The sequence below is a fragment of the Halorubrum rarum genome (genome assembly GCF_048380895.1).
GTDB lineage: Archaea > Halobacteriota > Halobacteria > Halobacteriales > Haloferacaceae > Halorubrum.
The window spans coordinates 64,106-89,200 of the sequence record NZ_JBLWMN010000007.1 but is presented as its reverse complement, the minus strand read 5'-3'; the positions used below and the strand labels follow the sequence as shown (position 1 = coordinate 89,200).

Here is a 25,095-nt window from a genome sequence, read left to right as displayed (position 1 = left end):
CGCGTTCCGGCGGGTAATCGTTTTGGTCCGATGCGCGTCCGGGACGGACGCCGGGTCGGACCGGAAATACGTACCTCGACGAACGACGGCCGTCCGATCATCGATCGTCCGGTCGTACGGCGTCCAGCATCTCTCGAGCCGGAACCCGAGCGTTTCGGTCGTCATGAATACCCGCATATCTTCCCACTACCGGTCGCCTGATACGGCGGAGTGACGTCGATCGGTGTATGAGCGAGGTAGATCACACGGAGCGGTTCGAGATATCGGCCGAGAGCGAAAGCGAGACGAAAACCACCGTTGCGGCGCGTGGATTCGAGTTCACGATCGACGAACCGGCGGCGCTGGACGGAACCGACGACGGTCCCACTCCCGTCGAGTATCTGCTCGGCGCGTGGGCGGGCTGTCTCAACGTCGTCGCGCACACGGTCGCCGAGGAGCGGGGGATCGAGATCGACGGGATCGACTTCGACATCGGTGGCGACCTCGATCCCCGCAAGCTCTTCGGCGTCTCGGACGACGCTCGTGCGGGATTCCAGGAGATCCGTGTCCAACTCCGCGTCGCGTCCGACGAGGGTGTGCCGGCGGGATTCGTCGAGGAAGTCGAGGATCGCTGCCCGGTCGGTGACAACATCGGAAACGTGACGCCAACGAACGTGAGCGTCGAGATCTCGTAGATTCGAGTCCAGTCGTTCGTTCCGGTTGCGACGAGCCCACCTCGTCCGTGAATCGAGGCGCTTTACGCGTCCCGGAACGTAGCCGCCGGTATGGTCGACGAGTCGGTCATCGCGGTGGCGGCAGCGCTGTCGGTGACCGCCAGCCTGCCGTTCCTGTTGTACGGCGCGTGGATCATGATCGACGCCGAGACGGTGACGTGGGGCGTGTTGGTTCACCACTTGAAGTACATCACCGTCGGGCTCCTCCTGACGACGATACCCCTCGTGACGTGGATGCTCCCCCGGATCCTCGGGCAGATGACCGGCGACGCCGTGATCCACGCGTTCTTCGGACTACAGGCGTACGCGCTGTTGGTGTTCGCGCTCACCGGGATCGTCCGGATCCTCCAGGCCAAGCGGAACGCGAACGCGTATCACGACCCGGACGCCGACCTCGACGATCTCCACGAGCATATGGGACACTGGCGAAGTCGGCTTCGCGTCGGCGTCGCGGGATTCATGATACTGTGGTTCTGTGCGTGGCTGAGCGGTCTCTACCGGTTTTATACGTTACACCTGGTTCCGATGCTTCCCTGATCGGTGGTCGGTCCCTCGGCCCCGACCCGGACCGCCACGACCGACAGGTTCAATCCCGTTTTGCCCGTACCCCCCACATCGTGGCAGTCACCTTTGATCTGTTCGGTACGCTCGTCGACGTCGAGTACCCGTCGGATCCGGCGGAGGTCGTCGCTCGTGAGCTGGAATCGCGCGGAGTCGACGTCCCGGACGACTGGCACGTCGCGTACGGTGAGATCCACGTCGACGCGCCCGCCGGCGCGGAGACGCCGTTGCCGGCACACGTGGCGCGAGCGCTCGCCTCCCGCGGCGTCGAGGCCGACGAGAACGTCGCCAGACACGCGGTCGTCGCCGCGTTCGACCCCGAGGTCACCCGTCGAGAGGGCGCGGTACGGGCCGTCAGAGCCGCCGGGGACCGCGGTCCGGTCGGGCTCCTCTCGAACTGCGCGGTTCCCGAACTGGTCCCGCGAACGCTGATCCGGTCGAACCTGCGCGGGGAGTTCGACGCGGTCACCACGAGCGTCGGCTGCGGCTGGCGGAAGCCGCACGCCAAGGCGTTCGAGGCGGCCGCGAGGTCGCTCGGCGTCGAGCCGTCCGCACTCACCCACGTCGGAGACGATCCGGCCGCCGACGGCGGGGTCGTCGATGTCGGCGGTCGGTTCATCGACGTCACGGACACGCCCCTCACGGAGCTCGAATCGGAGCTGGAGGCCGAGCCGTGAGCCTCGCGGCGGGGAGTGCCGTCGCGCTCGCCGCCGCCCTCGACCGGACCCTGTCGGAGCCACCGGCCCGACTCCACCCCGTCGCGTGGCTCGGCCGGACCGTCGAACTGCTCGACGACGCCCTCCCGGACTCGCGACCCGTCGGCGTCGTCGTCGCGGTCGTCGTCCCGCTCGCGTTCGCGGCCGTGGCGGCGGGCGTCGTGCTGGCGGCGGCGGGGACCGCTGCGATGCTCGCGACGGCGGGAACGGGTGAACTGCTCGCGCCGAGCACCGTCGATCCCCGGCTCGGTCCTGTCGTCACCGCCGTCACCGCCGCCGCCGGGGGCGTGTTGTTCGTCTGTACGAGCCGACGGATGCTCGTCGGCGTCGCCGACGACGTGATCGGGGTCGCGGACGCGGATCCCGAGGCGGCCAGGCGGGAGGTCCGCGCCCTGGCCGGACGGGACGCGTCCGCGCTGTCGCCCGGAGAGCTCCGATCGGCGGCCGTCGAGAGCGCGGCCGAGAACCTCGCCGACGGACTGATAGCGCCGCTACTCGCGTTCGGCGTCGTCGTCGTGCTCGCAGCCGTCACCGGACTCTCGTCGGTCGGCGTGCTCGCGCTCGCCGCCGGTGCCGCCGCGTGGGTCAAAGCGGTCAACACGCTCGACTCGATGCTCGGGTACCGCGACCGACGATCCGGGTGGGCTCCCGCGAGGCTCGACGACGCCGTCATGTGGCTTCCGGCCCGCGTCGCCGCGCTGCTGATCGGAGCGGTCGGAGCACCGGGACGGTCGATCCGAACCGTTCGTCGGGCACGGCCCGCGACGCGCCGGCCCGCCTCGCCGAACTCCGGCTGGCCGATGGCAACGATCGCGGCCGCACTCGAGGTCCGCCTGACGAAACCCGGCGCGTACACGCTGTTCCCGGACGACGAGCTCCCGGCTCCGGACGAGGCTCGCGAAGGCGTCCGGATCGTTTCGCGTGCGGGCTGGCTCGGTATCGCTGCGGTCGCGATAGCGGTGGTGGTCGTATGAGCGGTGGTGATCGCATGAGCGGTGACCCGTCCTCCCCGTCCGATCCAGCCGCACCGTCCGATCCAGCCACACCGTCCGATCCAGCCGCACCGTCCGATCCAGCCACACCGTCCGATCCAGCCACACCGTCCGATCCAGCCACACCGTCCGATCCAGCCGCGTCACCGGCTCGTCCCGTTCCCGCCCTCCGGGGTGCGATAACGTTTCTGACACGGGTCCCGATCCCCGGCGGCGATCCGGCGGACTGGGACTCGTTCCGACGGTCGCCGTGGACGCTTCCCGTCGTCGGCGCGCTGATCGGCGGGCTCGCCGGGCTCGCCTTCCTCGTCCCCTCCCCGTGGACGGCCGCGACGCTGTATCTCGTCGCGTTGTACCTCGTCGGCGGCGTCACGCACGCCGACGGGCTCGCGGACCTCGGCGACGCGGTCGCGGTCCACGACCCGGACAGGCGGGTAGCGGTCCTCACGGACGCCGCGCTCGGCGTCGGAGGCGTGCTGGCGCTCGCGGTGACGCTCATCGCCACGACGCTCGGTGCAGTGGCGCTCGCGACCGGATTCGTCGGCGGAACAGGGGGAGTCGCCGGAGCCGGAACCGTCGCGTTCCGGATCGTCCTCGCCGCCGAGGTCGGCGCGAAAGCGGGGATGGCGCTGCTGGTCTGTTTCGGATCGCCGGCCCACGAGGGGCTCGGATCGGCGGTCGCGAGCGACGTCGGCCCGCGATCGTTCGTCCCCGTGGCGCTGTTGGCCGTCACCGTGCTGGTCGCGCCCCCGATCGGCTCGCTGCCGGTTCTCGCGGCCGCGCTGCTCGCGGGTCCGGCCGTCGCAACGCTGCTTCTCGTCCGCGTTCGACCGTGGCTCGGCGGGATCAGCGGCGACGTGCTCGGCGCGGCGAACGAACTGGGTCGGGCGGTCGCGCTCCACGCGGGGGTGATCGCGTGGACGATCGCGTGACAGAGCGCGAGGGCGCGTCCTCACCCGTCGACGAGGCGATCCTCCTCTGTGGAGGACGAGGAACCCGTCTCGTCGGCGACACCGAAAAACCCCTCGTCGAGGTCGGCCGTCGGTCCATGGTGGCTCGGGTGCTCGCCGCGCTCGCGGGGAGCCGGATCCGTCGCGTCGTCGCCGTGACGTCGCCGCACACACCGGAGACCACGGCGATGCTCGACGCGGAGCCGCCGGACCTCGCTGGACCGGCAGAGCTCGCTGGATCGAACGTCGCGTCGGGGCTGACGTGTGAACTCGTCGTCGGCTCCGGCGACGGCTACGTCGACGACCTCTCGCGCGCGCTCGCGGAAGTCGAGGGTCCGGCGGTGTCGGTCGCCGCGGACCTTCCCCTGTTGTGCCCGCGCGACGTCGACGACGCGATCGATGCGGCGGCGAGCGGGGTCGACGGTGGCGCGAGGACCGGTCCGGGCGACGGGAGCACCGAGACTGACCCGGGCGAGGGCGAGACGTCGATCGACCCCGTCTCCGTCTGCGTACCGGTATCGCTGAAACGCGAACTCGGTGCGAGCGTCGACACGTCGTTCACGTCCGACGGTCGGGAGGTCGCGCCCACCGGCCTGAACGTCGTCGCGGACGGTGACGACGAGGTAGTCGTTCGGCACCGCGAACGGCTCGCGATCAACGTGAACCGCCCGCCCGACCTCGATCTCGCTCGACGACTGGCGGACGCGAACTGATCCGGACGTGACCATGGGGTGGTACCAGCGGATCGTCCACCCGGCGCGTACAAGCGCTTTAGTAGCCTGGCCGATGTTTCGGTGAACATGGATACCCACGCGCTGGACGTCGCGAGTCGTATCCCTCACGGCGGGACCAACGACCCGCACGTCATCGACTTCAGTGCGAACACGAACCCGGAGAGTCCGTCGGGGGTAACGCCGGTGTACGACGCCGCACTCGCCGCCTCGCGTCGGTATCCGTCGGACGACTACGGGGAGTTCCGTTCGGCCGCGGCAGAGTACGTCGGCTGTCGACCGCGGTCGGTTATCCCGACTGCGGGCGTGATGGCCGGGATCCGTCTGCTGTTCTCGATCGTCGTCGACTCGGACTCGACGGTCGTCGTCCCGGAGCCCTCGTTCGGCGAGTACGCACACGAGGTCCGGATCCAGGGCGGGGAGCCAGTCGGCGTCGCACACGACGAGGTCGTCGACGTCGACCCGTCCGGTCACGACCTCGTGATCGTCTGTCGGCCCAACAACCCGACCGGCGAGGCCGTCGATGCGACGGCGCTGTGCGCGCTGGCCGAGCGCTGCCGAGACGCCGGATCGACCCTGTTCGTCGACGAGGCGTTCCTCGATTTCACGCCGCTGGCATCGATCACAGGCGAACCCGGTGTCGTCGTCGCGCGCTCGCTCACGAAGGTGTTCGGCCTCCCCGGACTCCGCGCCGGGTTCCTCGTCGCGACCGGCGACGTTCGGGATCGGCTCGACACCGGTCGGGTGTCGTGGGGGATGTCGACGCCCGCGGTCGACGTCGGGGCGTACTGCCTGCAGCGCGAGGAGTTCGTCGAACGGACCCGCGAGCGCGTCGCGTCCGAGCGCGACCGTGTCCGCGACCGTCTCTCGACACGGTGGGACGTGTTCCCGTCGGACGCCCCGTTCCTCCTGTTCGACGTGGGCGAGGACGATCCCGACGCGGTGCTCGACGCCGCTCGCGAGGGCGGGATCGCGCTCCGTGACGCGCGGACGTTCGCGGGGCTCGACAACCACCTTCGAACCGCGATCCGCCGGCCCGACGAGAACGACCGCCTGCTCGAGGCGCTCGAGGTATGACGCTCCGCGCCGACGTCTCGGACGGCGTCTGTCGCTGTCGACTCCCCGGCGGGCGATTCCTCTCGACCGGATTCGACGGCGGCGTCCACGTCGCCGACGCCGCGTACAACGTCACCGTCCCGGAGGGCTGGGGCGACGCCGGCGTCCGCGACCTCCGTTCGTACGTCGACGACCGGCTCGCCGGGGTCGGATTCACACCCGGTTCCGGACCCGCGCTGCTCACCGGTGTCGACCAGGCACACGCCCGGATCGCCCGAAACGGCGAGGTCTCGGTCGTCGCCACCGCGGGCGTCTCGAACCCGGCGGCGCTTCCGATCGGGGCCGCCGAACGTGACGCCGATCGAGCGAGGTCCCACGAGGGGACGGACCGAAACCGCCCGATCGGGACCGTCAACCTCGTCGTCGGGACCGACAGGGACCTCGCGCCCGGCGCGCTCGCGAACCTCGTCGCCGTCGTCGCGGAGGCGAAGGCGGCGACGCTGCTCTCGGCGACCGGGTACCCCGGAACGACGAGCGACGCGGTCGTCGTCGCGAGCGATCCGGACGGGGGGTCGACGGAGTTCTCCGGGTCGGCGACGCCGGTCGGCTCCGCGACTCGCGCGTGCGTTCGAGACGCGCTGCTCGCGTCGCTGTCATCGCGGTACGACGGCCTCGATGACGCGACCGGCCGCGTCACCGGCGACGGGGTCCCGGAGTCCGTCTCCGACGCGGAGCACGGCGTCGTGACCGACCGGGAGGCGACCGTCTCGCGGATCGCGTCGATCGATCGGCCCGACGGTCCGGACCGTTAGGCGTCGTCGAGCCACGCGCCGTCAATCCGTCCCTCGCCGACCAGCTTCTCGAGGTGAGCGACGACCGTCGCCCGGGCGAGGTCCTCGACGCCGGTCAGGTCCTTCTCGTAGGCGGCATCGAGCACCGCGTCCACGTCACTCGCGCCCCGATCGACCGCCGCGAGAACCGCCTCCTCGCGGTCGAGTCGGTGATCGATCAGCCGCTGGCAGGCCGCGTCCGGGTCGTCGATCGGTGCGCCGTGACCGGGATACAGTCGACGGAACCCGCCGTCACGGACGCGTTCGAGGCTCTCCAGGTACGCGCGCATGTCGGCGTCCGGCCCGCCCACGACGACGCTGCCCGCCGCGACCGCGAGGTCGCCGACGAGCGCCTCCCGCGGGTCGGCCGTCCCGGGGTCGCCCACCGCGAACGCGACGTGGTCCGGCGCGTGTCCGGGGGCGCCCAGCGCGACGACGTGCGCTCCGTCCCCGGTTTCGTCGATCGCGTCGCCGTCGCGAACCGTCGCGTCGGGCCGGATCCCGGTCGCATCGACGAACCGCTTTACGTGATCCGCGTGGGCGTACACCGTCGCGTCGGTGTCGGCGGCGTAGTGGGCGACGGCTCCGACGTGGTCGCGGTGGGTGTGCGTGACCGCGATCGCCTCGACGCCCGGCTCGTGGGCGGCGATCGTCTCGTCGAGGTCGGCGGTTCGAGCCGCGGGGTCGACGAGGAGTCCGTCGACCAGATACGCGTTGGTCGTCCCTTCGGGTGCGCGGGTGTCGACGGGAACGGAGACACGTCTGATCCGCGGGACGTCGTCGGAACCGGTCGAGTCCATCAGTCGCTCCGTCCGAGCGTCGACTCGGGACCCGATCCCGGCCCGGACCCGTCACGCTCCCGGCCGGGGATCGGGACGTCGACGTCGTCGGCGACGGCGTACCGTGAGAGGTCGACGACGCCGGCGTCGACGTCGGCGACCGACTCGTACGGGCGACCGACGACGACGTCGCCCGCGGTGCTCCGGTTGATCCCCGGGATCGTCGTCAGCTCGCTCATCGAGGCCGCGTTGACGTCGAGGGGATAGGGGACGCCCGTCACGGACCGGTACCCGTGGTCGGTGATCGCGACGTCGATGGCGGTTCCGAGCTCGCGCTCGCCAGGCACCGCGACGAGCAGGGCGTACGTCCCGAGCTGGCGACCGAACGTCTTCCCGTCCTGATGGTACTCCAGGTGCACGTCCGGGAGCACGGTCCCCGGCGGGACCACCCGGTCGAGCATCGGGTTGTCGATCGTCTCGCGGACCGTTCGTTTGTACGACTGGAACCGCTCCGCGTGAGCGTGAGCGATGTCGGCACCGGTCTCGGCCATCTCCGTGCCGGCGAACGCCATCACCTGTCGGATGTTGATCCGGCGGAGCATGAGCCCCTCGTCGTAGACGCTCTGGAGGAACTCCTTGTTGTGGTCGTACGTCTCCGGTCGCTCGCCCGCGAGCCCGTGAACCAGGTTGATCCCGGGGAGGAGCTTCGGGAGCCGCGGCGAGGCGTCCGGACCGGTGGAGGGGCCGCGACGGAGTCCGTCGTCGTCGGGAGCGTCGCCCGGACGCCACCCGCCCTCCTCGTTGACGACGCGAACCGCCTCCAGACACTCCTCGGCGCTGACGAGGAGGTTGTTCTCCTCCCTGACGACCGGGTCGGCCGATTCGAGCCCGAACGCGGCGGTGTCTCCCGGCGTGTTGTGCTCGGCGATGACGCGGATCGCCTCGCGGGACGCCTCCGGGTAGTCCGTGATCGTCACGGGATTCATGTTGTCGAGGTGCAGCGTTTCGAGGTCGGGAGCGACCTCGCGGACCCCGCCGTACAGCTCCCGGAGCGCGTCGGGATTCGGGGCCTCACCGTCGCCGCCGAACGCGAGGATGTCCGCCTGTCGCCCGAGCCGGAAGTGTTTCACCCCTCGGTCGGAGAGCGCGTCCACCTCGGCGACGACGGAGCGCGGCGTCCGGAACGCGGGGTCGCCGTACAGCGGCTCGGTACAGAACGAGCAGCGGTACGCACACCCGCGGGAGGTCTCCATCTCGCAGATGAGGTAGTCGGGGTGGTTCGGGTGCTGTTCGACGACGAACGCGCCCGCCGCCGCCCAGCGGTCGACTTCGGCGTTGTCGCGCATCCGGTCGCCGAACCCTTCGAGCCCGTTCGCGACCAGGTCGTGTGCGGCCGCCTCGACGTCGCCTTTCGCGACGAAGTCGTAGTCGAGGTCGTCGCGTTCGGTCTCCTGTGCGCCCGCGTTCTCCTCGCCGACGCCGAAACGGACGGGACCGCCCAACAGGGTCACGCCGTCCGCGGTCCACCCGAGCTCGCGCACCTCGTCGGGCTCCGCAGGCGTCCCGCCGACGTAGTTGCCGGGGACGGTCATCCCGCCGACGTACACGTATAGATCCGCGTCCGCGACGTCGGCGTGTTTCGAGCGGTCCTCGCGCAGCTCGTCGATCGTGTGGTAGGTTATCGACTCCTCGGGGACGCCGGCGTCGACGAGCGCGCCGGCCGTGTACCGCGGGTACGTCGAGACGTACGGCGGCACCCCGAAGTGCGCCGGCTCGTCGACGTAGCCGTCGACGATGGTGACGGTGAGATCGCTCGGGTGCGGCGGCGAGGAACCGCCGTCGAGCGCGGCCGGATCGGTCATGTTGACGGCTCGTAGTCCGCCGACACGGGAAAAGGGTGCGGATGCGGGAGCGGCTGGATGCGGGAGCGGCTGGATGCGGGAGCGGCTGGATGCAGAAGCGGCTGGATGCGGGAGCGGCTGGATGCAGAAGCGGCTGGATGCGGGAGCGGCTGGATGCAGAAGCGGCTGGATGCGGGAGCGGCTGGATACAGAAGCGGATAGAAGCGGGACCGGATGGGAACGCAGACGGAGACGAACCCGATGGGAGCCCATCGACTCAGGATCCAAGCTTTATGGGATGCGGGACCGATCGAGTGATCGGAGTCATTCCCGCGATGTCACCCCGCCGTGCTACCCTCCTGGCGTACGCTGCAATCGGCCTGTTCGTCCTCTCGAGCGTCGTCCGGATCGTTGAGGCCCGCGACGTGCCGTGGCTGACCATCGCGCTCGTCGCGTGCGGGACCGGACTGCTCGCGGGACCCGCGAGCTGGCTCGCGCGGGACCGCCTTTCGGGAGACTCGCGTGAGACGCTCTCGATCGGCGCGATCGTCGTCGGCATGGTCGCCGGTCCGATCTGGCTCGGCGTCGCGCTCGCGTTCGGGCTGCCGGTGATGTCCGCGTTCGACGGCGTGTTGCTCGGGACCGTGCTCGGGCTCGGCGTCGTCACCGTCGTGGAGCGGACGGTGGTCCCGGAGCGATTTCGAGGGTGAAGCCGCGAGCGGACGTTCGGAGCACGGAATGCCCGGATCCGGGGTCCGTCTCGTCCCGCCCCGTTCCCACTCGGTTTTAAGTATTCACTCGACGACGAGTGAGCATGAACGAGACGCTCTCACGGCTCGTCGACAGCGGCGTCGTCGCGGTGCTTCGCGGCGTCGAGGCCGACCAGCTCATCGGGATCGCGGACGCGCTGCGGGCGGGCGGCGTCACCGCCGTCGAGATCACCGCCGACACGCCGAACGTCGCGGAGCTCATCGACGACGTGTCGTCGTCGTTCGACGACGGCGAGACGGTCGTCGGGACCGGAACCGTCCTCGACGCGGAGACCGCCCGAACGACGCTGATGGCCGGCGCGGAGTTCGTCGTCTCGCCGAGCCTCCACGAGGACGTCATCGAGACGTGCAATCGGTACGGGGCCGTCAGCGCGCCGGGCGTGATGACGCCGACCGAGGCGATCCGCGGCTACGAGGCCGGAGCCGACTTCGTGAAGGTGTTCCCCGCCTCGACGGTCGGCCCGGACCACCTCGCCGCGATGAGGGGCCCGCTCGGCCAGATCCCGATGATGCCGACCGGCGGGATCGGACTCGACAACGCCGCCGACTTCGTCGACGCCGGCGCGTTCGCGGTCGGTGCCGGCGGCGCGCTCGTCGATTACGACGCCGCCGAGCGCGGCGACTACGAGTCGATCACCGAGACGGCCCGGGAGTTCACCCGTATCGTCGAGGACGCACGCGAGAACTGAGCTCTCCGGGTTGTCTCCCTTCCGTCGACCGCCGCATTATCCCGCCCCGTCACCTCATCGTTTCGCGGTGTCTCCCGCTCCGGCGGTCCCCTCACTCCTCCGTCTCGTAGTGGTCGCCGGCGGCCGCCGGCAGCCGCGTCCGGCCGACCAGCGCGAGCACGACGATGACGACGACGTAGGGAATGGTCTCCACGAGCGAGCTCGGGATCCCGTAGCCGAGCTGCTGGAGCCGGAGTTGGATCGCCTCCAGTCCCGCGAACAGGGCCCCGGCACCGAGCGCGCCGAGCGGGTTGTAGTTGCCGAACAGGTACGCCACGATGGCGATGAACCCCTTCCCTTGGACCATCGTCTCGCCGGAGCCGATGAATCGACCGACGGTCAACGCGAGCGCGCCGCCGCCGGCACCGGCGAAGACGCCGGAGAGCAACACGCCCGCGTGTCGGACCCGCGAGACGGACACCCCGACGGTGTCGAGCGCCCGCGGGTTCTCGCCGGCCGCCTCGATGTGGTTTCCGAAGGCGGTGTGGTTCAGCGTCCACCACGAGACGAGCGTTCCGACCGCGACGAGGACGCCCGAGTAGTGCCAGCTGACGTTGCCGACGCCGGGCGTGTTGACGCTACCGAACAGCACCGTCGAGAGGAACGGCGCGAGCCCGAGCGCGATGAGCCAGATCGCGAGTCCCGCGATGATCTGGTCCGCCTTGAACTCGATACAGACGACGCCGAACACGAACGCGAGCAGGGTGCTCGCGAGCACGCCGGCGAGGAACCCGATCAGGATCGCGGTCGACCCGGCGGCGAGCCCGACGTCACCGACGACGAACGCGACGTAGATCGAGGTGAACGCCGAGATGATCAACAGCCCCTCCAGTCCGATGTTGATCACGCCTGACTTCTCGGCGAAGATGCCGCCGAGCGCGGCAAGCACGATCGGCGCGGAGAGTCGGACCGTGGAGGCGGCGGTGCCGCCGGAGAAGACGATCCCGGCCAGATCGCCGACGACCGTCTCCGGAAACAGCAGCCCGAGGAGTCCCAAGAGCGCGAGGAACCCGACGGTGCCGACGATGAGCGACCGGACGTACGCGGAGTCGACGACGTCATCGAGGAGCGGGATACGAACGTCCGCGATCCGATCACGCATCCGTCTCACCTCCGTCGTCCGCCGCGGGTTCGGGCGGGTGTCCCGACTCCTCGACGTCGATGTACGTCCCGATCATCCGGAAGAACTCCGGCATGGCGACGAACAGGATTATCAGCCCGCGGAGCACGCCGACCAGCTCGGTCGGGACGTCCGTCTGGAACCCGACCTCCAGTGCACCGCCCTTCAACACGCCGAACAGGGCGGCCGCGGGAGCCACGCCGATCGGGCTGTTGCCGGCGAGGATGGACACCGCGATGCCGTCGAATCCGAGCGCCGGAACCGACTCGATCCATCGTCCTTCGGACATGAGGATCCACATGCTCCCGCCGATACCGCCGAGCGCACCCGAGATGGTCATCGCCCGGACGGTGGTCAGCTTGCTGTTCACGCCGCCGTACTCCGCCGCGATCGGCTGGATACCGCTGACCCGCAGGTCGTACCCGAACGACGTGTGCTCTAAGAGCACGTACAGTCCGACGACCGCGAGCAGGCCGCCGAGGAGTGCGAGTTCCGCGAAGTCGCCGTGTGCGGGGAACAGCCACGGTTCGATCCGCGCGTGTTCCGGGACCCGATCCGTCGCGACGACCGAACTCGTCTCGTCGCCGAACGGTCCGGCGACGAGGACGAACGCGACGTTCGCGGCGATGAAGTTCAACATGATCGTCGTGATCACCTCGTTGGCGTCCGCGTACGCCTTCAACGCCCCGGGGATCGCTCCCCAGAAACCGCCGCCGACCGCGCCGGCGACGACGCCGAGAGCGATCAGTACGATCCCCCCGAGCCGGCTCTCGGGGAACAGCGGCGCGGCGGCGACGACGACGAGCGCGGTCAACAGCGCGCCGACGACGAGCTGGCCCTGCGTGCCGATGTTGAACAGTCCGGCTCGGAACGCGACGGCGACGGAGAGCCCGGTGAAGATCAGCAGCGTCGTCTCGCTCATCGTGAGCGCGAGCGAGCTGTTGAAGGGGCTCCATCCGGGCATGAGCCCGAGCCACGTGAACGTGAACGGGAGCCAGTCGGGGTTCAACAGGGCGGGCTGCCACGTGTAGAACGGCTCGCCGAGCGCGCCGTTAAACAGAACGAAGTACACCTCGAAGGGGTCATAACAGAACCCGAGCCCGGTGACCGGCATCGTCCACGCGGCAGTCGAACACTCGGCGACTCGTCCCGATGCGAGGATGATGAAGAAGCCGATAGCGATCGACAACAGGAGGGCGGCCATGCTGATGAGGATCCGCTCGACGGTCGAGAGCGCGACCAGCCTGCGGAGGAACGCACTGATCGACGCACGGAGACCGGAGGCGCGGCTCACGCCGACACCCCCGTCCCGTCGTCGACGTCGTCATCCATGTTCCCCGTTCGGTCCTCGTCGCCGAGTCGCGCCCGCTCAAGGTCCTCGTCGCTCGGTGATTCGCCGGCCATCAGCAGACCGAGCTGTTCTTCCGTTACGGTGGCCGGATCGACGACGCCCGTGAACTCGCCCTCGTGCATCACGGCGAGCCGGTCGGACAGCGCCTGCACCTCGTCGAGCTTCGAGGAGACGAGCAGGACCGCCGTTCCCTCCGCGCGAAGCTCGAGCAGTCGGTTATGAATGAACTCCGTCGATCCGATGTCGACGCCCCGGGTCGGGTGCGTGGCGACCACGAGATCCGGGTCGCGCTCGAACTCCCGTCCGACGATGAACTTCTGTTGGTTGCCGCCGGAGAACGACTCCGCGGTCGCTCCCCTGCTCGGCGGCCGGACGTCGTACTCCTCGATGAGCCGATCGGCGTGATCCCTCGCGGCGTCCCAGTCGAGTCGCCCGCCCTCCGCGAACGCGTCGTCGTGTTGGCTCCCGAGGATCCCGTTCTGTACCAGGTCGTACGGCATCACGAGCCCCCGCGTGTGACGGTCCTCCGGGACGTACGCCATCCCGCGATCGATCCGTTCGCGACGGGAGACGCCGTCGAGCGACGCTCCCCGGAGGGAGACCGTTCCGGCGACCGGCTTCCGAAGACCGGTGACGGCCTCCACGAGCTGTGACTGACCGTTGCCGTCGACGCCGGCGATTCCGAACACTTCGCCCTCACGGACCGTCGCGGAGACGTCGGAGACGGCTTCGACTCCCCGGTCGTCCTCGGCAGTGAGTCGATCGATGTCGAGAACGACGTCGCCGGGGGTTCCAGTCGCGGACTCCCGCTCCATCAACACCTCTCGGCCGACCATCAGCTCCGCGAGCTCCTCGCGGGTGACGTCGTCCGTGTCGATCGTCCCGACGTGTTTCCCGTCGCGGAGCACGGTGATCCCGTCGGCGGCGTGCATCGCCTCGCCGAGCTTGTGCGTGATAAAGATGATCGTCTTCCCCTGATCGGTGAGCTCCTCGAACACGCCGTACAGGTCCCGGACCTCCTGTGGGGTCAACACCGCCGTCGGCTCGTCGAGAATGAGTATATCCGCCCCCCGATACAGCGCCTTCAGGATCTCGACGCGCTGTTGGACGCCGACGGAGACGTCCTCGATCCGATCGGTCGGGTCGACGTCGAACCCGTACCGTTCGCTGAGATCGCGGACGGCGTCTCGCGCGGCGTCGTCGTCGACGCGCAGCCCGAACCACTCCGTGGGCTCGTTGCCGAGCACGACGTTCTCCCAGACGCGCATCGGATCGACGAGCATGAAGTGCTGGTGGATCATGCCGATCCCGGCGTCGATCGCGTCGCGCGGCGAGTCGAACGACCGCAGCTCGCCGTCGATGCGGATCCGGCCGTCGGTCGGTTGATACAGGCCGTACAGCACGTTCATCAACGTGGTCTTTCCCGCGCCGTTCTCTCCGAGCAGCGCGTGAACGCTCCCACGCTCGACTTCGAGGTCGACGTCGTCGTTGGCGACGACCCCCGGGAACCGCTTCGTAATGCCGTCGAGGTGGACTGCGAGGTTCGATTCTCCCGGGTTCATTGTACCGGTTTTCTCATGTGGGAGGGTAAAAGCGCGTGGGTTCGCTCCGAGGACGATGCGCTGACTCGTTCGATCAGTCGATCGGGTCGAGACGAGCGACGCCGTCCGGCGCTATACGTCGTCGGGGTCGTCAGGGACGTCGATGTCGCCGTCGATGATCCCCTGTCGGATCTCGTCGACCTCCGATCTGATGTCGTCCGGAACGTCGTCGCCGATCGTGTCGCCGTACACGCAGGAGACGCCCTCGGACTCCAATCCGAGCTCGACCTGCGAGCCGCCCTGGAACTCGCCGTTAACGACGTTTTCGGTGGCCTCGTACACCGCGCTGTCGACGCGTTTGACCATCGACGCGACGATCACGTCCGCGAAGTCGTCCTGCGTGAGCGACTGGTCGGAGTCGACGCCGATCGCGAACCGACCCTCCTCCTCTGCGGCCTGAAACACGCCGACACCGGTGCCGCCCGCCGCGTGATAGACGACGTCCGCGCCGCTCTCGTACATCGACAGCGCCGCCTCCTGTCCGCCGGCCGGGTCCGCGAAGTCGCCGACGTAGCTCGTGATGACGTCGACGTCGCCGCCGACGTAGTCGACGCCGGCCGCGTAGCCGGCCTCGAATCGCTGGATGAGCGGTGCTTCGACGCCGCCGACGAAGCCGACGCTGGCCTCGTCGGGATCGGTTTCACCGTCGCCCGCGCTGAACGACTCCTGCGAGAGCAGTCCCGCCAGCGCGCCGACGAGGAACGATCCCTCCTCCTCTTTGAACTCGTAGCTCGCAACGTTCGGCTCGTCGAGCCGGTCGTCGACGAGCATGAAGTTCTGCTCGGGGAAGTCGGGTGCGACCTCCGAGATCGCGTCGAGCTGCGCGAAGCCGATACACGACACGAGATCGTAGTCGGGGTCCGTCGACTCGGCGTACCGGCGCTGGAACTGCGAGAACTCGCCCGCGTCGGCGGGCTGTGACTCGTCGTACGCCAGATCGAACTCCTCCGACGCCTCGATGATCCCGCGCTGGGCCGCGTCGTTGAACGACTCGTCGCCGAGGCCGCCGAGCGCGTACACCATACCGACGTTGAACGCGTCTCCGTCGTCGGTCGCGTCCCCGCCGTCGCTCTCGTCACCGTTCCCGTCTCCGTCTCCGCCGTTCCCGTCTCCGTCCCCCGCGTCCTCGGGACCGCCGGTACAGCCCGCGATCCCCGCAACGCCCGCTACGCTCGCCGCTTTGATGAATCGACGTCGATCGAACTCGGAATTCATTACGCGTTGACAACGATGGGTGTACCCAATAAAATCGTCGTTTTAACGAGACATCGACGAGAATAGACCGATCTCGTGATCGGGAGTTCATCGACGAGCAGTGATCGGTCCTCCGCTCTCGGAGGGGTGTCCACCCGACAGAATCCTTGCCTACAGCGGGATGGACGTCACGGGTGGAACTCGTCTTCGTACTCCTCGTCGTCGTCCTCCTCGTCCGGCGGGACGAGGTGTCCGGTCAGTAGGTAGCTGACGACGAACAGGACGATAAAGCCCACGCCGACGGCGGCCGTCGTTCGGACGACGAACGGCCACTCCTGCCAGAGGAAGTACCGGTCGGCGATCAGGATCCCGACGATGGCGGCGACGATCGCCTTCTGTTCGTCGGTCGGGTCGGTCGCCACCTGCTTGAGATCCGATCGGATCTCGTCGAGGAACCCCCCCATCGTCAGGGACCCCCGTGGTCGCGGATCACGCGACGAACCCGCACGAGTCCCTCCTCGAGTTCGTCGGTCGGGAGACCGAACCCGAGACGGAACCGATCGGGGAATCCGAACAGCCCGCCCGGCGCGAGCACGACGCTCTCCTCCTCGACGACGGTCCGACAGAACGACTCGGCGTCCGAGAACCCATCGGGAACGGTGATGAACCCGTTGACGCCGACCGGTTCGTGCCAGTCGAGCCCCAACCGGTCGATCCAGTCGGCGACCCGCTTTCGGTGGTCACGTGCCAGGTCGCGGTTCTCCGCCAGTATCTGGTTCTCTCGCCGACCCAACGCCTGTTTGGCGACGTGTTGGCCGAACAGGCTCGGGGAGATCGTCGTGTAGTCCTTCCAGCGCCACGCGCGGTCGACGACCGCTTCCGGACCGGCGATCCAGCCGAACCGGAGCCCGGCGAGCCCGTACGCCTTCGTGAGGCTCGTCGTCGAGATTCCGTGCGCGCCGAAGCTCGCAACGGGCGGCCGCGGGCTCTCCGCGAGCAGCCGGTACACCTCGTCGCACAGCAGGTACGCGTCGTGGTCGACGGCGACGTCGTAGACGGCGCGCATCGTCGCCTCCGCGTGGTTGCGCCCGGTCGGGTTGTTCGGGTTGTTGACGACGACGACCGCGGTGTCCTCGCGGACCGCGTCCGCGACCGCGTCGGGATCGAGCGTCCAGTCGGGAGCCGCTAACTCGACCCGTGTCACCTCGCCGAACGCCTCCGGAACGGAGTGGAGCGCCTGGTACGTCGGCGTGACGACGACGGCGTGGCTCCCGCTCCCGACGCCGTCCTCGCCGATCGCACCCTCCTCGCCCAGCAGCGAGAGGAACGCGAGGAAGTTCGCCTCCTGGGTCCCGCAAGTGAACAACACCTCGTCCGCGCTGCGACCGTACCGATCGCCGACCGACGCGCGGAACTCCGGGTCGCCGTTCGTCGGGATGACGTAGTCGAGCACTCCGGGGTCGAGGTCGAACCGGTCGGCCGCGAGCGACCGGATGCCGCTTTCCGCCAGCATGATCTCGGCCTCGTGTTCGTACGCCGCGAACCAGCGTTCCAGGCCGAACGGTTCGATACGCATGCTCGTGGATCCGGGTGCCGTGAGGATAGGTGCTACGGTCCACGCTCCGCTCACCCGTTTCGACCGACGCGGAGACTCGTCCCGACCGACTACTCGCGCAACGACGCGAATAAACCGCCTCGCACGCTACGAGGGTTATATGGGACGGAAGGACGACTACTACAACCGCGCGAAACAGCAGGGCTACCGGAGCCGGTCCGCGTACAAGCTGAAACAGATCGACGAGGACGCGAACCTCTTCGAGCGCGGCGACACCGTCGTCGACCTCGGAGCGGCACCCGGCGGGTGGCTACAGATCGCGGCCGAGGCGGTCGGCCAGACGGGCACCGTCGTCGGCGTCGACCTCCAGCGCATCGAGGCGTTGGACGACCACGACGTGGAGACGATCCGCGGCGACATGACCGACGAACGGACCCAACACTACCTCCGTGAGGCCGTCGGCGAAGGCGGCGCGGACGTCGTCGTCTCCGACATGGCACCGAACATGACGGGCGAGTACTCGCTGGATCACGCCCGGTCGGTCCACCTCGCCCGGCAGGCGTTCGCGGTCGCCGACGAGCTCCTCGCGCCCGGCGGGGACTTCGTCGTGAAGGTGTTCCAAGGGCAGGACCTCGAGGCGTTCCGCGACGAGGTCGAAGCGGAGTTCGAATACCTCCGGACGGTGTCGCCGCCGGCCTCCCGCGACTCCTCCTCGGAGGTGTACCTCGTCGCGAAGGGGCGGCTCACCGCGCCGGTCGAGGAGGGCGACCGACTGGAGGTCGAGATCGAGGAGCTCGGCGAGGAGGGCGACGGGATCGCGTACCTCGACGGCTACTCGCTTTTCGTGCCCGACACGGTGGTCGGCGAGACGGTGACGATCGTCGTCGACGACATCAAGCCGCGGTTCGGATTCGCCGAACGAGTCGACTGAGGAGTCGCTTTTACCCGAAACGACGCGTTTGTCGACACCCGAGCCATCGATACTCCCTTGACGACACCCGCGCCATCGATATTCCCTTGACGACACCCCGGCGGCGACACCATCGACGTCGTCAGCTCTCCCCGAGCGTGCCCCACGAACCGGACCGCTGAAACCGCTGGCGCGTCTCCGATCCGGTATGACGAGCGACTACGTCGATCGCGTGGAAGCGAACCGTCGGGAGAAGGACGACTTCTTCGCCGAGCACCCGCAGTCGCCTATCCCACCGGAGCACCGCGATGCGTTCGACGGCCTCGACTACTTCGACCCCGATCCCGCGTACCGCGTGGAAGCGACCGTCACGGTCCACGACGACCCGGAACCCGTCGAGATGGAGACGACAGCGAGCAATCCCGTCAGGTACCTTCGAGTCGTGACGTTCGCGTTCGAGATCGATGGCGACGAGTACGCCCTTGCAGGCTATCGACAGGCGGGCGACGACGGCGCGATCTTCGTTCCGTTCCGCGACAAGACGACCGGCCAGCAGACGTACTATCAGGGCCGATACATGGAGCTTGAGCCCGACGAGGAGCTCTCCGACGGCGACGTCGTGACGATCGATTTCAACCTCGCGTACAGCCCGTTCTGTGCGTACAGCGAGACGTTCTCGTGTCCGTTACCGCCCGGAGAGAACTGGCTGGAGACGGTCGTTCCGGCCGGCGAGAAGGCACCCGACTTCGAGTAGCCGCACTGAGAGGCTCTGTGGACGACGGTTGCAGTCGATTGCTGGACGAACGACGGTCGCAGCCGATGCCCGACGACCGGGCTGACCGGTACTAACCGGTACTGACAGGTACTGGCCGGTGCCTTTATCAGTATCTGTGGTTCCGTTGACGTATGCGACCCTCGCCCTCCACCCTCGAGCAGCTTCGGCACGCCTCGTGGCCAGTCGTCCTCCTGTTCGTCGTCGCCGTGCTCGCCGGGATCTTCGTTCGTGCGTATCGACGCGGCGTTCCCGAACTCGGCGTCGTGATCGTCGTCTTCCTCGTCTTGAACGGCGGGCTAGTCGTTCTCGGCGCGTGGGCAGGGAACCGTTGACGTCTCCCATCCATCCTCGCACGTTGCCGTCCCCCATCCATCCTCGCACCCGGTTGGCCGCCGGAACGATCGGCGGCCGGGGCGTCTCCGTCACGCGTGTCGTTCACGGCGTCGCCGCTCGCGGTCGAGAGCCTTCGCCGGTCGCCCGTAGCGACTCGCGCGCGTCGACCCTCGGGCGAGGAGGTATATAAGTGGGCTACCGTTCGCGGTGGGACGCTCCCACATCGGCGAGCACGTCGGCTGTGAGTGGTCGGTGTCGGTCCGCCGACCGAACGAGTTCGTGTGCCGCGTCAGCCGGTATCAATACCTTTTACCACCCCTCCGGGGAACCGTCGAACATGGACGAGGACTACCGAACGGAGGAGGACAGCCTCGGCGAGATGCAGGTGCCGTCTGACGCCTACTGGGGCGCACAGACCCAGCGCGCCGTCGAGAACTTCCCGATCTCCGGGATCACGTTCGGACGCCGCTTCGTCCGCGCGCTCGGGATCGTCAAGAAGTCCGCCGCGCAGGCCAACCGCGATCTGGGACTCCTCGAGGAGGAACAGACGGAGGCGATCGTCGCCGCCGCCGACGAGGTGATCGCCGGCGAACACGACGACCAGTTCCCCGTCGACGTGTTCCAGACCGGCTCGGGCACCTCCTCGAACATGAACGCCAACGAGGTGATCGCCAACCGCGCCGCCGAGATCGCGGGCGCGGAGATCGGCGATCGGATCGTTCACCCGAACGACCACGTCAACTACGGTCAGTCGTCGAACGACGTGATCCCGACCGCGATGCACGTCGCGGCGCTCGAAGCCGTCGAAAAGGACCTGCTCCCGGCGCTGGAGACGCTTCAGGCCGAGCTGGGGGCGAAGGAGTCGGAGTTCGACGGGATCGTGAAAACCGGTCGCACACACCTCCAGGACGCCACCCCGGTCCGGCTCGGCCAGGAGTTCGGAGGATACCGAACGCAGGTTCAAAAGGGGATCAAACGCGTCGGCGACGTCCGTCTGCACCTCCGCGAGCTCGCGCTCGGCGGCACGGCGGTCGGGACGGGACTGAACACGCACCCCGACTTTCCCGAGCTCGCGGCGGAGTACATCTCCGACGAGACGAACACCACGTTCCGCGAGGCTGACAACCACTTCGAGGCGCAGGCCGCCCACGACGCGATGGCGGAGGCACACGGCGCGCTCCGCACCGTCGCGGGCAGCCTCAACAAGATCGCGAACGACCTCCGGCTGCTCGCGTCCGGCCCGCGCAACGGGCTCGGCGAGATCGAACAGCCCGAGAACCAGCCGGGCTCGTCGATCATGCCCGGCAAGATCAATCCGGTCGTCGCCGAGGCGGTCAACCAGGTCCACACGCAGGTCGTCGGCAACGACGCCGCCGTCTCCAACGGTGCGGCCCGCGGCGAGTTGGACCTGAACCTGTATAAACCCGTTCTCGCGCACAACTTCCTGCAGAGCACGGCGCTGCTGACGAACGCCGCCGAGACGTTCGGCGAGCGGTTCGTCGCGAAACTGGAGGCCAACGAGGAGCACTGTATGGAGCGCGTCGAGCAGTCGATGGCGCTCGCGACCGCGCTGAACCCGGCGATCGGCTACGACAAGGCCTCGAAGGTGGCCAAGCAGGCGCTCGTCGAGGGGAAAAGCGTCCGTGAGGTCGCCGTCGAGGAGGGGTACCTCACCGAGGCGGAGGCCGACGAGGTGCTCGACCCCGAGGCGATGACTCACCGGGTCATCCTCGGCGACGACTGAGCCGGCGACTCGACGGTTCAGTATCAAAAGCGCTGCGGACGCGACCTCCGACGAGCGGTGGACGTCTCGACGTCTCTCCCGGCCGGCAAGACGCCGCCGCCGTTATGTTCGTTCCTCGCGACCGTGACCCCATGGACTCGAAGCGTTTCCTGTTCGTCTCGGCGGACGCCGCGCTGATCACCGACCTCGCGTGGCAGGTCCACAGGGAAGGACACGACGTCAAGTACTACATCGAGGCCGAAAGCGACCGAGAGATCGGTGACGGCTTCGTCCCGAAAACCGACGACTGGGGGGCGGAAGTCGAGTGGGCCGACGTCATCGTCTTCGACGACGTCTGGGTCGGCTCCGACGTCGGGACGGGCGAACTCGCACGAGAACTCCGTGACCAGGGCAAGGCAGTCGTCGGCGGGACGCCCAACACCGACCGCCTCGAGGAGGACCGTGGCTACGCGATGGACGTCCTCGAGGAACACGACGTCAACACGATCGAACACCACGTCTTCCACGACTTCGACGAGGGGATCCGGCACGTCCAGGAGCACCCTGCACCGTACGTGATCAAACCGCTCGGAGAGGTACAGAACGTCAAGCGGCTGCTCTACGTCGGGAACGACGACGACGGCAGCGACGTCGTGGACGTGCTGAAAGCCTACAAGAAGGCGTGGGGGCACCGGATGAAGGGCTTCCAACTCCAGCGGAAGGTCGAGGGCGTCGAAGTGGCGATCTGCGGGTTCTTCAACGGCGAGGAGTTCATAGACGAAGTGAACTTCAACTTCGAACACAAGAAGTTGTTCCCGGGGAACATCGGACCATCGACCGGCGAGATGGGAACGTCGATGTTCTGGGCGGGCCAGAACAAACTGTTCAAGGAGACCTTCGGTAAGCTCGAAGCGTGGTTCGCCGAGGAGGGCTACGTCGGAAGCGTCGACCTGAACTGCATCGTGAATGAGAGCGGGATCTACCCACTGGAGTTCACGCCTCGGTTCGGGTACCCGACGATCGCGCTGCAAGAAGAGTCGATCGAGTCGTCGACCGGCGAGTTCTTCGCTGATCTCGCACACGGCATCGACCCTCAGGTGAGGGTTCACAACGGCTATCAGATCGCCGTTCGGGTCGTGTTACCTCCGTTCCCGTTCGACGACGAGAAGACGTACGACGAGAACTCCCGGAACGCGGCCGTGGTTTTCGAGACGGAAAGCCGGGACGGGATCCACCTCGAAGACGCGAAGAAGGTCGACGGCCAGTGGCGCGTTGCTGGCAACAACGGGATGCCGATCGTCGTGACCGGCAAAGGCGACACGATGCAAGCCGCACGTGAGCAGGCGTACGATCGGATCGACGACATCGTGATGCCCAACATGTACTACCGGGACGACATCGGCGAACGCTGGATCGACGGTGACGGTGACCGGCTGCAAGCATGGGGATATCTCGGCCCGAGCAGCTCCTAGGTCCCGAGGTCGACCCCGTCGGTTTCGCTCCGAGAACCGTTCATAAGGGGTGACGGGCCGGCGGACACCCCGCTACGCTCCCGCCACGTTCGGCGTCAGCTCATCACTCGAGATCGAAGCGATCGAGCGTCATCACTTCGTGCCACGCGTCCGCGAAGTCGTGTACGAACGTCTCCTCCCCGTCGTCGGAGCCGTACACTTCCGCGATGGCTCGAAGCCGGGGGTGCGAACCGAAGACGAGATCCGCACGGGTTCCCTTCCACTCGAGTTCGCCCGTGTCACGGTCGCGAAGCTCGAATACCTCCTTTGACTCCGAGAACGGTTCCCACTCGTAGTCCATGTCGAGCAGGTTCACGAAGAAGTCGTTGGTCAACGTCTCCGGTCGGTCGGTGAAGACCCCGAGATCGGACCCCTGGTAGGTCGCGCCCAGCGCGCGCATCCCACCGACCAGCACCGTCATCTCGTCGGCGGTCAGATCCAGGAGGTCGGCCTTGTCGACCAGCAGCTCCTCCGCCGTGCGGTCGGCGTCGTCTCCGAGGTAGTTACGGAAGCCGTCGGCTTTCGGTTTCAGTGCCTCGAACGACTCGACGTCGGTCTGTTCCTGCGAGGCGTCGGTTCGCCCCGGTTCGAACGGGATCTCGACGTCGTAGCCGGCGGCCGCTGCCGCCTTCTCGACGGCTGCGTTGCCACCTATGACGATCAGGTCGGCGAGCGAGACCCTGACGTCGTCGGACCGCGAGCCGTTGAACGACTCCCGGATCCCTTCGAGCGTCGAGAGCACGCGCTCCAGCTGGTCCGGCTCGTTCACCTCCCAGCTCTGCTGCGGTTCGAGACGGATCCGAGCCCCGTTCGCGCCGCCGCGCTTGTCGCTGTCGCGGTACGTCGACGCCGACGCCCATGCAGTCTTGACCAGTTGCGAGACGGAGAGCTCCGACTCGAGAACCTCCGCTTTGAGCTCGGTGAGCTCCTCGTCCCCGATCAGTTCGTGGTCGACGTCGGGGATCGGGTCCTGCCACAGCATCTCCTCGTCCGGGACCTCCGGGCCGAGGAACCGGGACGGCGGACCCATGTCACGGTGAATCAGCTTGTACCACGCCTTCGCGAAGGCGGTTCCGAACTCCATCGGGTTCTCCTGGAAGCGCTCGACGATCTCCCGGTAGTCGGGATCACGCTTCAGAGCGATGTCCGTCGTGAGCATCATGATGTCCTCTTTCTCCGAGGGGTCCTCGACGCCCGGTGCGGACGCATCGAGCTCGCCGTTCTCCGTGGTCCACTGCCACGCACCGCCGGGACCCTTCTCGGGCCACCACTCGTAGTCCAGCAGGTTGTCGATGAAGCTCATGTCCCAGTTGGCGGGCGATTGAGTCCACGGACCCTCGATGCCACTGGTGATCGTGTCCGCGCCTTTGCCGGAGCCGTACTCGTTCTCCCAGCCGAGGCCCTGCTGCTCGATGGGTGCCGCTTCGGGATCGGGACCGAGGTTCTCGTCGGAGTCCGCACCGTGAACCTTCCCGAACGTGTGTCCGCCGGCGATGAGCGCGACCGTCTCCTCGTCGCTCATCGCCATCCGATCGAACGACTGCCGGATGTACTCCGCCGACGCCTCCGGGTCCGGCTCGCCGCCCGGGCCTTCCGGGTTGACGTAGATCAGACCCATGTGGTCGGCAGCGACGTCCCCCTCGAGGTTCCCCTCCTCGTCGTGGCGCTCGTCCGCCATCATCTCCTCTTCGGGCCCCCAGTCGACGCCGTCGTCGGCCTTGAACTCGTCCTCGCGTCCGCCGGCGAAGCCGAACGTCTCGAACCCCATCGACTCCATGGCGACGTTCCCGGACAGGACCAGCAGGTCGGCCCACGAGAGTTTGCGGCCGTACTTCCGTTTGACGGGCCACAGCAGTCGGCGTGCCTTGTCGAGGTTCGCGTTGTCGGGCCAACTGTTGAGCGGCGCGAAGCGCTGTGTGCCGCCGGACGCGCCGCCCCGACCGTCGGTCGTTCGGTACGTGCCGGCGCTGTGCCACGCCATCCGAATGATCAACGGCCCGTAGTGGCCGTAATCCGCCGGCCACCAGTCCTGGGAGGTCGTCAACACGTCCTCGATGTCCGCTTTCACTTCGTCGAGGTCGAGCGTCTCGAACTCCTCGGCGTAATCGAACTCCTCGCCCCGCGGGTCGACCCGTTGGGCGTTCTGGTCGAGGATATCCAAGTCCAGTTGATTCGGCCACCACTCTTGGTTGGACCTTTGCATCATTCGACGGTTGCTACGGTTTGGTATTAAGATTGTTTATTTCGGTAATGAAATTTCGGTACGGGCTAAACGATTCATCTAATTCGTAAACTTTTCTCGAAGGGGATTCGTACCGCGTCTGCGGTACGCCACCGGAGTCCGCACCACACGCG

24 protein-coding genes are annotated in these 25,095 nt (G+C 67.9%); 15 read left to right on the top strand and 9 right to left on the bottom strand.

Features of this window, described 5'->3' with window-relative positions; all coding sequences use genetic code 11:
* The first annotated feature begins 227 nt into the window (after positions 1-227).
* From ACNSN7_RS07685 to ACNSN7_RS07650, 8 genes are all read left to right on the top strand, one after another.
* Positions 228-674, top strand: a complete 447-nt coding sequence (locus ACNSN7_RS07685; protein ID WP_418281692.1) for an OsmC family protein — start codon at positions 228-230, stop codon at positions 672-674.
* Between the two features lie 90 nt (positions 675-764).
* The gene (locus ACNSN7_RS07680; protein WP_418281691.1) at positions 765-1,250 is read left to right on the top strand and encodes a DUF7321 family protein; all 486 of its coding nucleotides are present in this window, start codon (positions 765-767) and stop codon (positions 1,248-1,250) included.
* A gap of 80 nt (positions 1,251-1,330) precedes the next feature.
* Positions 1,331-1,951 (top strand): HAD family hydrolase, encoded by a 621-nt coding sequence (locus ACNSN7_RS07675; RefSeq protein ID WP_418281690.1) that lies wholly within the window; start codon positions 1,331-1,333, stop codon positions 1,949-1,951.
* Complete coding sequence (locus ACNSN7_RS07670) at positions 1,948-2,964, top strand: CobD/CbiB family cobalamin biosynthesis protein (protein WP_418281689.1); 1,017 nt, start codon at positions 1,948-1,950, stop codon at positions 2,962-2,964. Before ACNSN7_RS07675 ends, ACNSN7_RS07670 begins: the two co-directional genes overlap by 4 nt.
* Before the next feature lie 14 nt (positions 2,965-2,978).
* Positions 2,979-3,914, top strand: coding sequence for an adenosylcobinamide-GDP ribazoletransferase (gene cobS, locus ACNSN7_RS07665; protein WP_418281688.1), 936 nt, complete (start codon positions 2,979-2,981; stop codon positions 3,912-3,914).
* On the top strand, positions 3,899-4,645 hold the full coding sequence (locus ACNSN7_RS07660; protein ID WP_418281687.1) for an NTP transferase domain-containing protein: 747 nt from the start codon (positions 3,899-3,901) through the stop codon (positions 4,643-4,645). Before cobS ends, ACNSN7_RS07660 begins: the two co-directional genes overlap by 16 nt.
* 87 nt (positions 4,646-4,732) lie before the next feature.
* The gene (locus ACNSN7_RS07655; protein ID WP_418281686.1) at positions 4,733-5,740 is read left to right on the top strand and encodes a threonine-phosphate decarboxylase; all 1,008 of its coding nucleotides are present in this window, start codon (positions 4,733-4,735) and stop codon (positions 5,738-5,740) included.
* Positions 5,737-6,531, top strand: a complete 795-nt coding sequence (locus ACNSN7_RS07650) for an adenosylcobinamide amidohydrolase (RefSeq protein ID WP_418281685.1) — start codon at positions 5,737-5,739, stop codon at positions 6,529-6,531. The genes ACNSN7_RS07655 and ACNSN7_RS07650 overlap by 4 nt, the downstream gene beginning before the upstream one ends.
* On the opposite strand, the gene ACNSN7_RS07645 is transcribed toward ACNSN7_RS07650, so the two are convergent.
* Together ACNSN7_RS07645 and ACNSN7_RS07640 are read right to left on the bottom strand one after the other, a co-directional pair.
* The gene (locus ACNSN7_RS07645) at positions 6,528-7,349 is read right to left on the bottom strand and encodes an MBL fold metallo-hydrolase (protein ID WP_418281684.1); all 822 of its coding nucleotides are present in this window, start codon (positions 7,347-7,349) and stop codon (positions 6,528-6,530) included. The genes ACNSN7_RS07650 and ACNSN7_RS07645 overlap by 4 nt on opposite strands.
* On the bottom strand, positions 7,349-9,190 hold the full coding sequence (locus tag ACNSN7_RS07640) for a radical SAM protein (RefSeq protein ID WP_418281683.1): 1,842 nt from the start codon (positions 9,188-9,190) through the stop codon (positions 7,349-7,351). Before ACNSN7_RS07640 ends, ACNSN7_RS07645 begins: the two co-directional genes overlap by 1 nt.
* 314 nt (positions 9,191-9,504) lie before the next feature.
* Between ACNSN7_RS07640 and ACNSN7_RS07635 the strand changes: the two genes are divergently transcribed.
* Entirely contained in the window at positions 9,505-9,879 is a 375-nt protein-coding gene (locus ACNSN7_RS07635) for a hypothetical protein (protein ID WP_418281682.1), read from the top strand.
* A gap of 104 nt (positions 9,880-9,983) precedes the next feature.
* Positions 9,984-10,628 carry a bifunctional 4-hydroxy-2-oxoglutarate aldolase/2-dehydro-3-deoxy-phosphogluconate aldolase gene (locus ACNSN7_RS07630; RefSeq protein WP_418281681.1) on the top strand — a complete coding sequence of 215 codons (645 nt, stop codon included), beginning with the start codon at positions 9,984-9,986 and terminating at the stop codon, positions 10,626-10,628.
* Between the two features lie 91 nt (positions 10,629-10,719).
* Here ACNSN7_RS07630 and ACNSN7_RS07625 read toward each other — a convergent pair whose 3' ends face one another.
* From ACNSN7_RS07625 to ACNSN7_RS07600, 6 genes are all read right to left on the bottom strand, one after another.
* On the bottom strand, positions 10,720-11,769 hold the full coding sequence (locus tag ACNSN7_RS07625) for an ABC transporter permease (RefSeq protein WP_418281680.1): 1,050 nt from the start codon (positions 11,767-11,769) through the stop codon (positions 10,720-10,722).
* Positions 11,762-13,051: an ABC transporter permease gene (locus ACNSN7_RS07620; protein ID WP_418281744.1), complete on the bottom strand. Its 1,290-nt coding sequence runs from the start codon at positions 13,049-13,051 to the stop codon at positions 11,762-11,764. Before ACNSN7_RS07620 ends, ACNSN7_RS07625 begins: the two co-directional genes overlap by 8 nt.
* A 26-nt stretch (positions 13,052-13,077) precedes the next feature.
* On the bottom strand, positions 13,078-14,700 hold the full coding sequence (locus ACNSN7_RS07615) for an ABC transporter ATP-binding protein (RefSeq protein WP_418281679.1): 1,623 nt from the start codon (positions 14,698-14,700) through the stop codon (positions 13,078-13,080).
* Positions 14,701-14,811: 111 nt separating this feature from the next.
* Entirely contained in the window at positions 14,812-15,954 is a 1,143-nt protein-coding gene (locus tag ACNSN7_RS07610) for a BMP family lipoprotein (protein WP_418281678.1), read from the bottom strand.
* Between the two features lie 167 nt (positions 15,955-16,121).
* Positions 16,122-16,397: a hypothetical protein gene (locus tag ACNSN7_RS07605; protein WP_418281677.1), complete on the bottom strand. Its 276-nt coding sequence runs from the start codon at positions 16,395-16,397 to the stop codon at positions 16,122-16,124.
* Positions 16,398-16,399: 2 nt separating this feature from the next.
* Positions 16,400-17,509, bottom strand: a complete 1,110-nt coding sequence (locus ACNSN7_RS07600) for an aminotransferase class I/II-fold pyridoxal phosphate-dependent enzyme (protein WP_418281676.1) — start codon at positions 17,507-17,509, stop codon at positions 16,400-16,402.
* Positions 17,510-17,648: 139 nt separating this feature from the next.
* Here ACNSN7_RS07600 and ACNSN7_RS07595 point away from each other — a divergent pair, with 139 nt between their 5' ends.
* The 5 genes from ACNSN7_RS07595 (at position 17,649) to ACNSN7_RS07575 (ending at position 22,701) form a co-directional block, all read left to right on the top strand.
* Complete coding sequence (locus tag ACNSN7_RS07595; protein ID WP_418281675.1) at positions 17,649-18,419, top strand: RlmE family RNA methyltransferase; 771 nt, start codon at positions 17,649-17,651, stop codon at positions 18,417-18,419.
* Positions 18,420-18,606: 187 nt separating this feature from the next.
* The gene (locus tag ACNSN7_RS07590; RefSeq protein WP_418281674.1) at positions 18,607-19,152 is read left to right on the top strand and encodes a DUF1684 domain-containing protein; all 546 of its coding nucleotides are present in this window, start codon (positions 18,607-18,609) and stop codon (positions 19,150-19,152) included.
* A 152-nt stretch (positions 19,153-19,304) separates the two neighbouring features.
* Complete coding sequence (locus tag ACNSN7_RS07585) at positions 19,305-19,505, top strand: hypothetical protein (RefSeq protein ID WP_418281673.1); 201 nt, start codon at positions 19,305-19,307, stop codon at positions 19,503-19,505.
* Between the two features lie 338 nt (positions 19,506-19,843).
* Entirely contained in the window at positions 19,844-21,250 is a 1,407-nt protein-coding gene (locus ACNSN7_RS07580; RefSeq protein WP_418281672.1) for a class II fumarate hydratase, read from the top strand.
* 131 nt (positions 21,251-21,381) lie between these two features.
* The gene (locus ACNSN7_RS07575) at positions 21,382-22,701 is read left to right on the top strand and encodes a phosphoribosylamine--glycine ligase (protein WP_418281671.1); all 1,320 of its coding nucleotides are present in this window, start codon (positions 21,382-21,384) and stop codon (positions 22,699-22,701) included.
* 103 nt (positions 22,702-22,804) lie between these two features.
* Here ACNSN7_RS07575 and katG read toward each other — a convergent pair whose 3' ends face one another.
* On the bottom strand, positions 22,805-24,943 hold the full coding sequence (gene katG, locus ACNSN7_RS07570; RefSeq protein ID WP_418281670.1) for a catalase/peroxidase HPI: 2,139 nt from the start codon (positions 24,941-24,943) through the stop codon (positions 22,805-22,807).
* Positions 24,944-25,095 lie beyond the last annotated feature (152 nt).

Coding starts and splice junctions, on each gene's coding strand:
- ACNSN7_RS07685 (WP_418281692.1), top strand. CDS start 228: ATGAGCGAGGTAGATCACACGGAGCGGTTCGAGATATCGGCCGAGAGC.
- ACNSN7_RS07680 (WP_418281691.1), top strand. CDS start 765: ATGGTCGACGAGTCGGTCATCGCGGTGGCGGCAGCGCTGTCGGTGACC.
- cobS (WP_418281688.1), top strand. CDS start 2,979: ATGAGCGGTGACCCGTCCTCCCCGTCCGATCCAGCCGCACCGTCCGAT.
- ACNSN7_RS07655 (WP_418281686.1), top strand. CDS start 4,733: ATGGATACCCACGCGCTGGACGTCGCGAGTCGTATCCCTCACGGCGGG.
- ACNSN7_RS07650 (WP_418281685.1), top strand. CDS start 5,737: ATGACGCTCCGCGCCGACGTCTCGGACGGCGTCTGTCGCTGTCGACTC.
- ACNSN7_RS07645 (WP_418281684.1), bottom strand. CDS start 7,349: ATGGACTCGACCGGTTCCGACGACGTCCCGCGGATCAGACGTGTCTCC.
- ACNSN7_RS07640 (WP_418281683.1), bottom strand. CDS start 9,190: ATGACCGATCCGGCCGCGCTCGACGGCGGTTCCTCGCCGCCGCACCCG.
- ACNSN7_RS07635 (WP_418281682.1), top strand. CDS start 9,505: ATGTCACCCCGCCGTGCTACCCTCCTGGCGTACGCTGCAATCGGCCTG.
- ACNSN7_RS07630 (WP_418281681.1), top strand. CDS start 9,984: ATGAACGAGACGCTCTCACGGCTCGTCGACAGCGGCGTCGTCGCGGTG.
- ACNSN7_RS07625 (WP_418281680.1), bottom strand. CDS start 11,769: ATGCGTGATCGGATCGCGGACGTTCGTATCCCGCTCCTCGATGACGTC.
- ACNSN7_RS07615 (WP_418281679.1), bottom strand. CDS start 14,700: ATGAACCCGGGAGAATCGAACCTCGCAGTCCACCTCGACGGCATTACG.
- ACNSN7_RS07610 (WP_418281678.1), bottom strand. CDS start 15,954: ATGAATTCCGAGTTCGATCGACGTCGATTCATCAAAGCGGCGAGCGTA.
- ACNSN7_RS07605 (WP_418281677.1), bottom strand. CDS start 16,397: ATGGGGGGGTTCCTCGACGAGATCCGATCGGATCTCAAGCAGGTGGCG.
- ACNSN7_RS07600 (WP_418281676.1), bottom strand. CDS start 17,509: ATGCGTATCGAACCGTTCGGCCTGGAACGCTGGTTCGCGGCGTACGAA.
- ACNSN7_RS07595 (WP_418281675.1), top strand. CDS start 17,649: ATGGGACGGAAGGACGACTACTACAACCGCGCGAAACAGCAGGGCTAC.
- ACNSN7_RS07590 (WP_418281674.1), top strand. CDS start 18,607: ATGACGAGCGACTACGTCGATCGCGTGGAAGCGAACCGTCGGGAGAAG.
- ACNSN7_RS07585 (WP_418281673.1), top strand. CDS start 19,305: ATGCGACCCTCGCCCTCCACCCTCGAGCAGCTTCGGCACGCCTCGTGG.
- ACNSN7_RS07580 (WP_418281672.1), top strand. CDS start 19,844: ATGGACGAGGACTACCGAACGGAGGAGGACAGCCTCGGCGAGATGCAG.
- ACNSN7_RS07575 (WP_418281671.1), top strand. CDS start 21,382: ATGGACTCGAAGCGTTTCCTGTTCGTCTCGGCGGACGCCGCGCTGATC.
- katG (WP_418281670.1), bottom strand. CDS start 24,943: ATGCAAAGGTCCAACCAAGAGTGGTGGCCGAATCAACTGGACTTGGAT.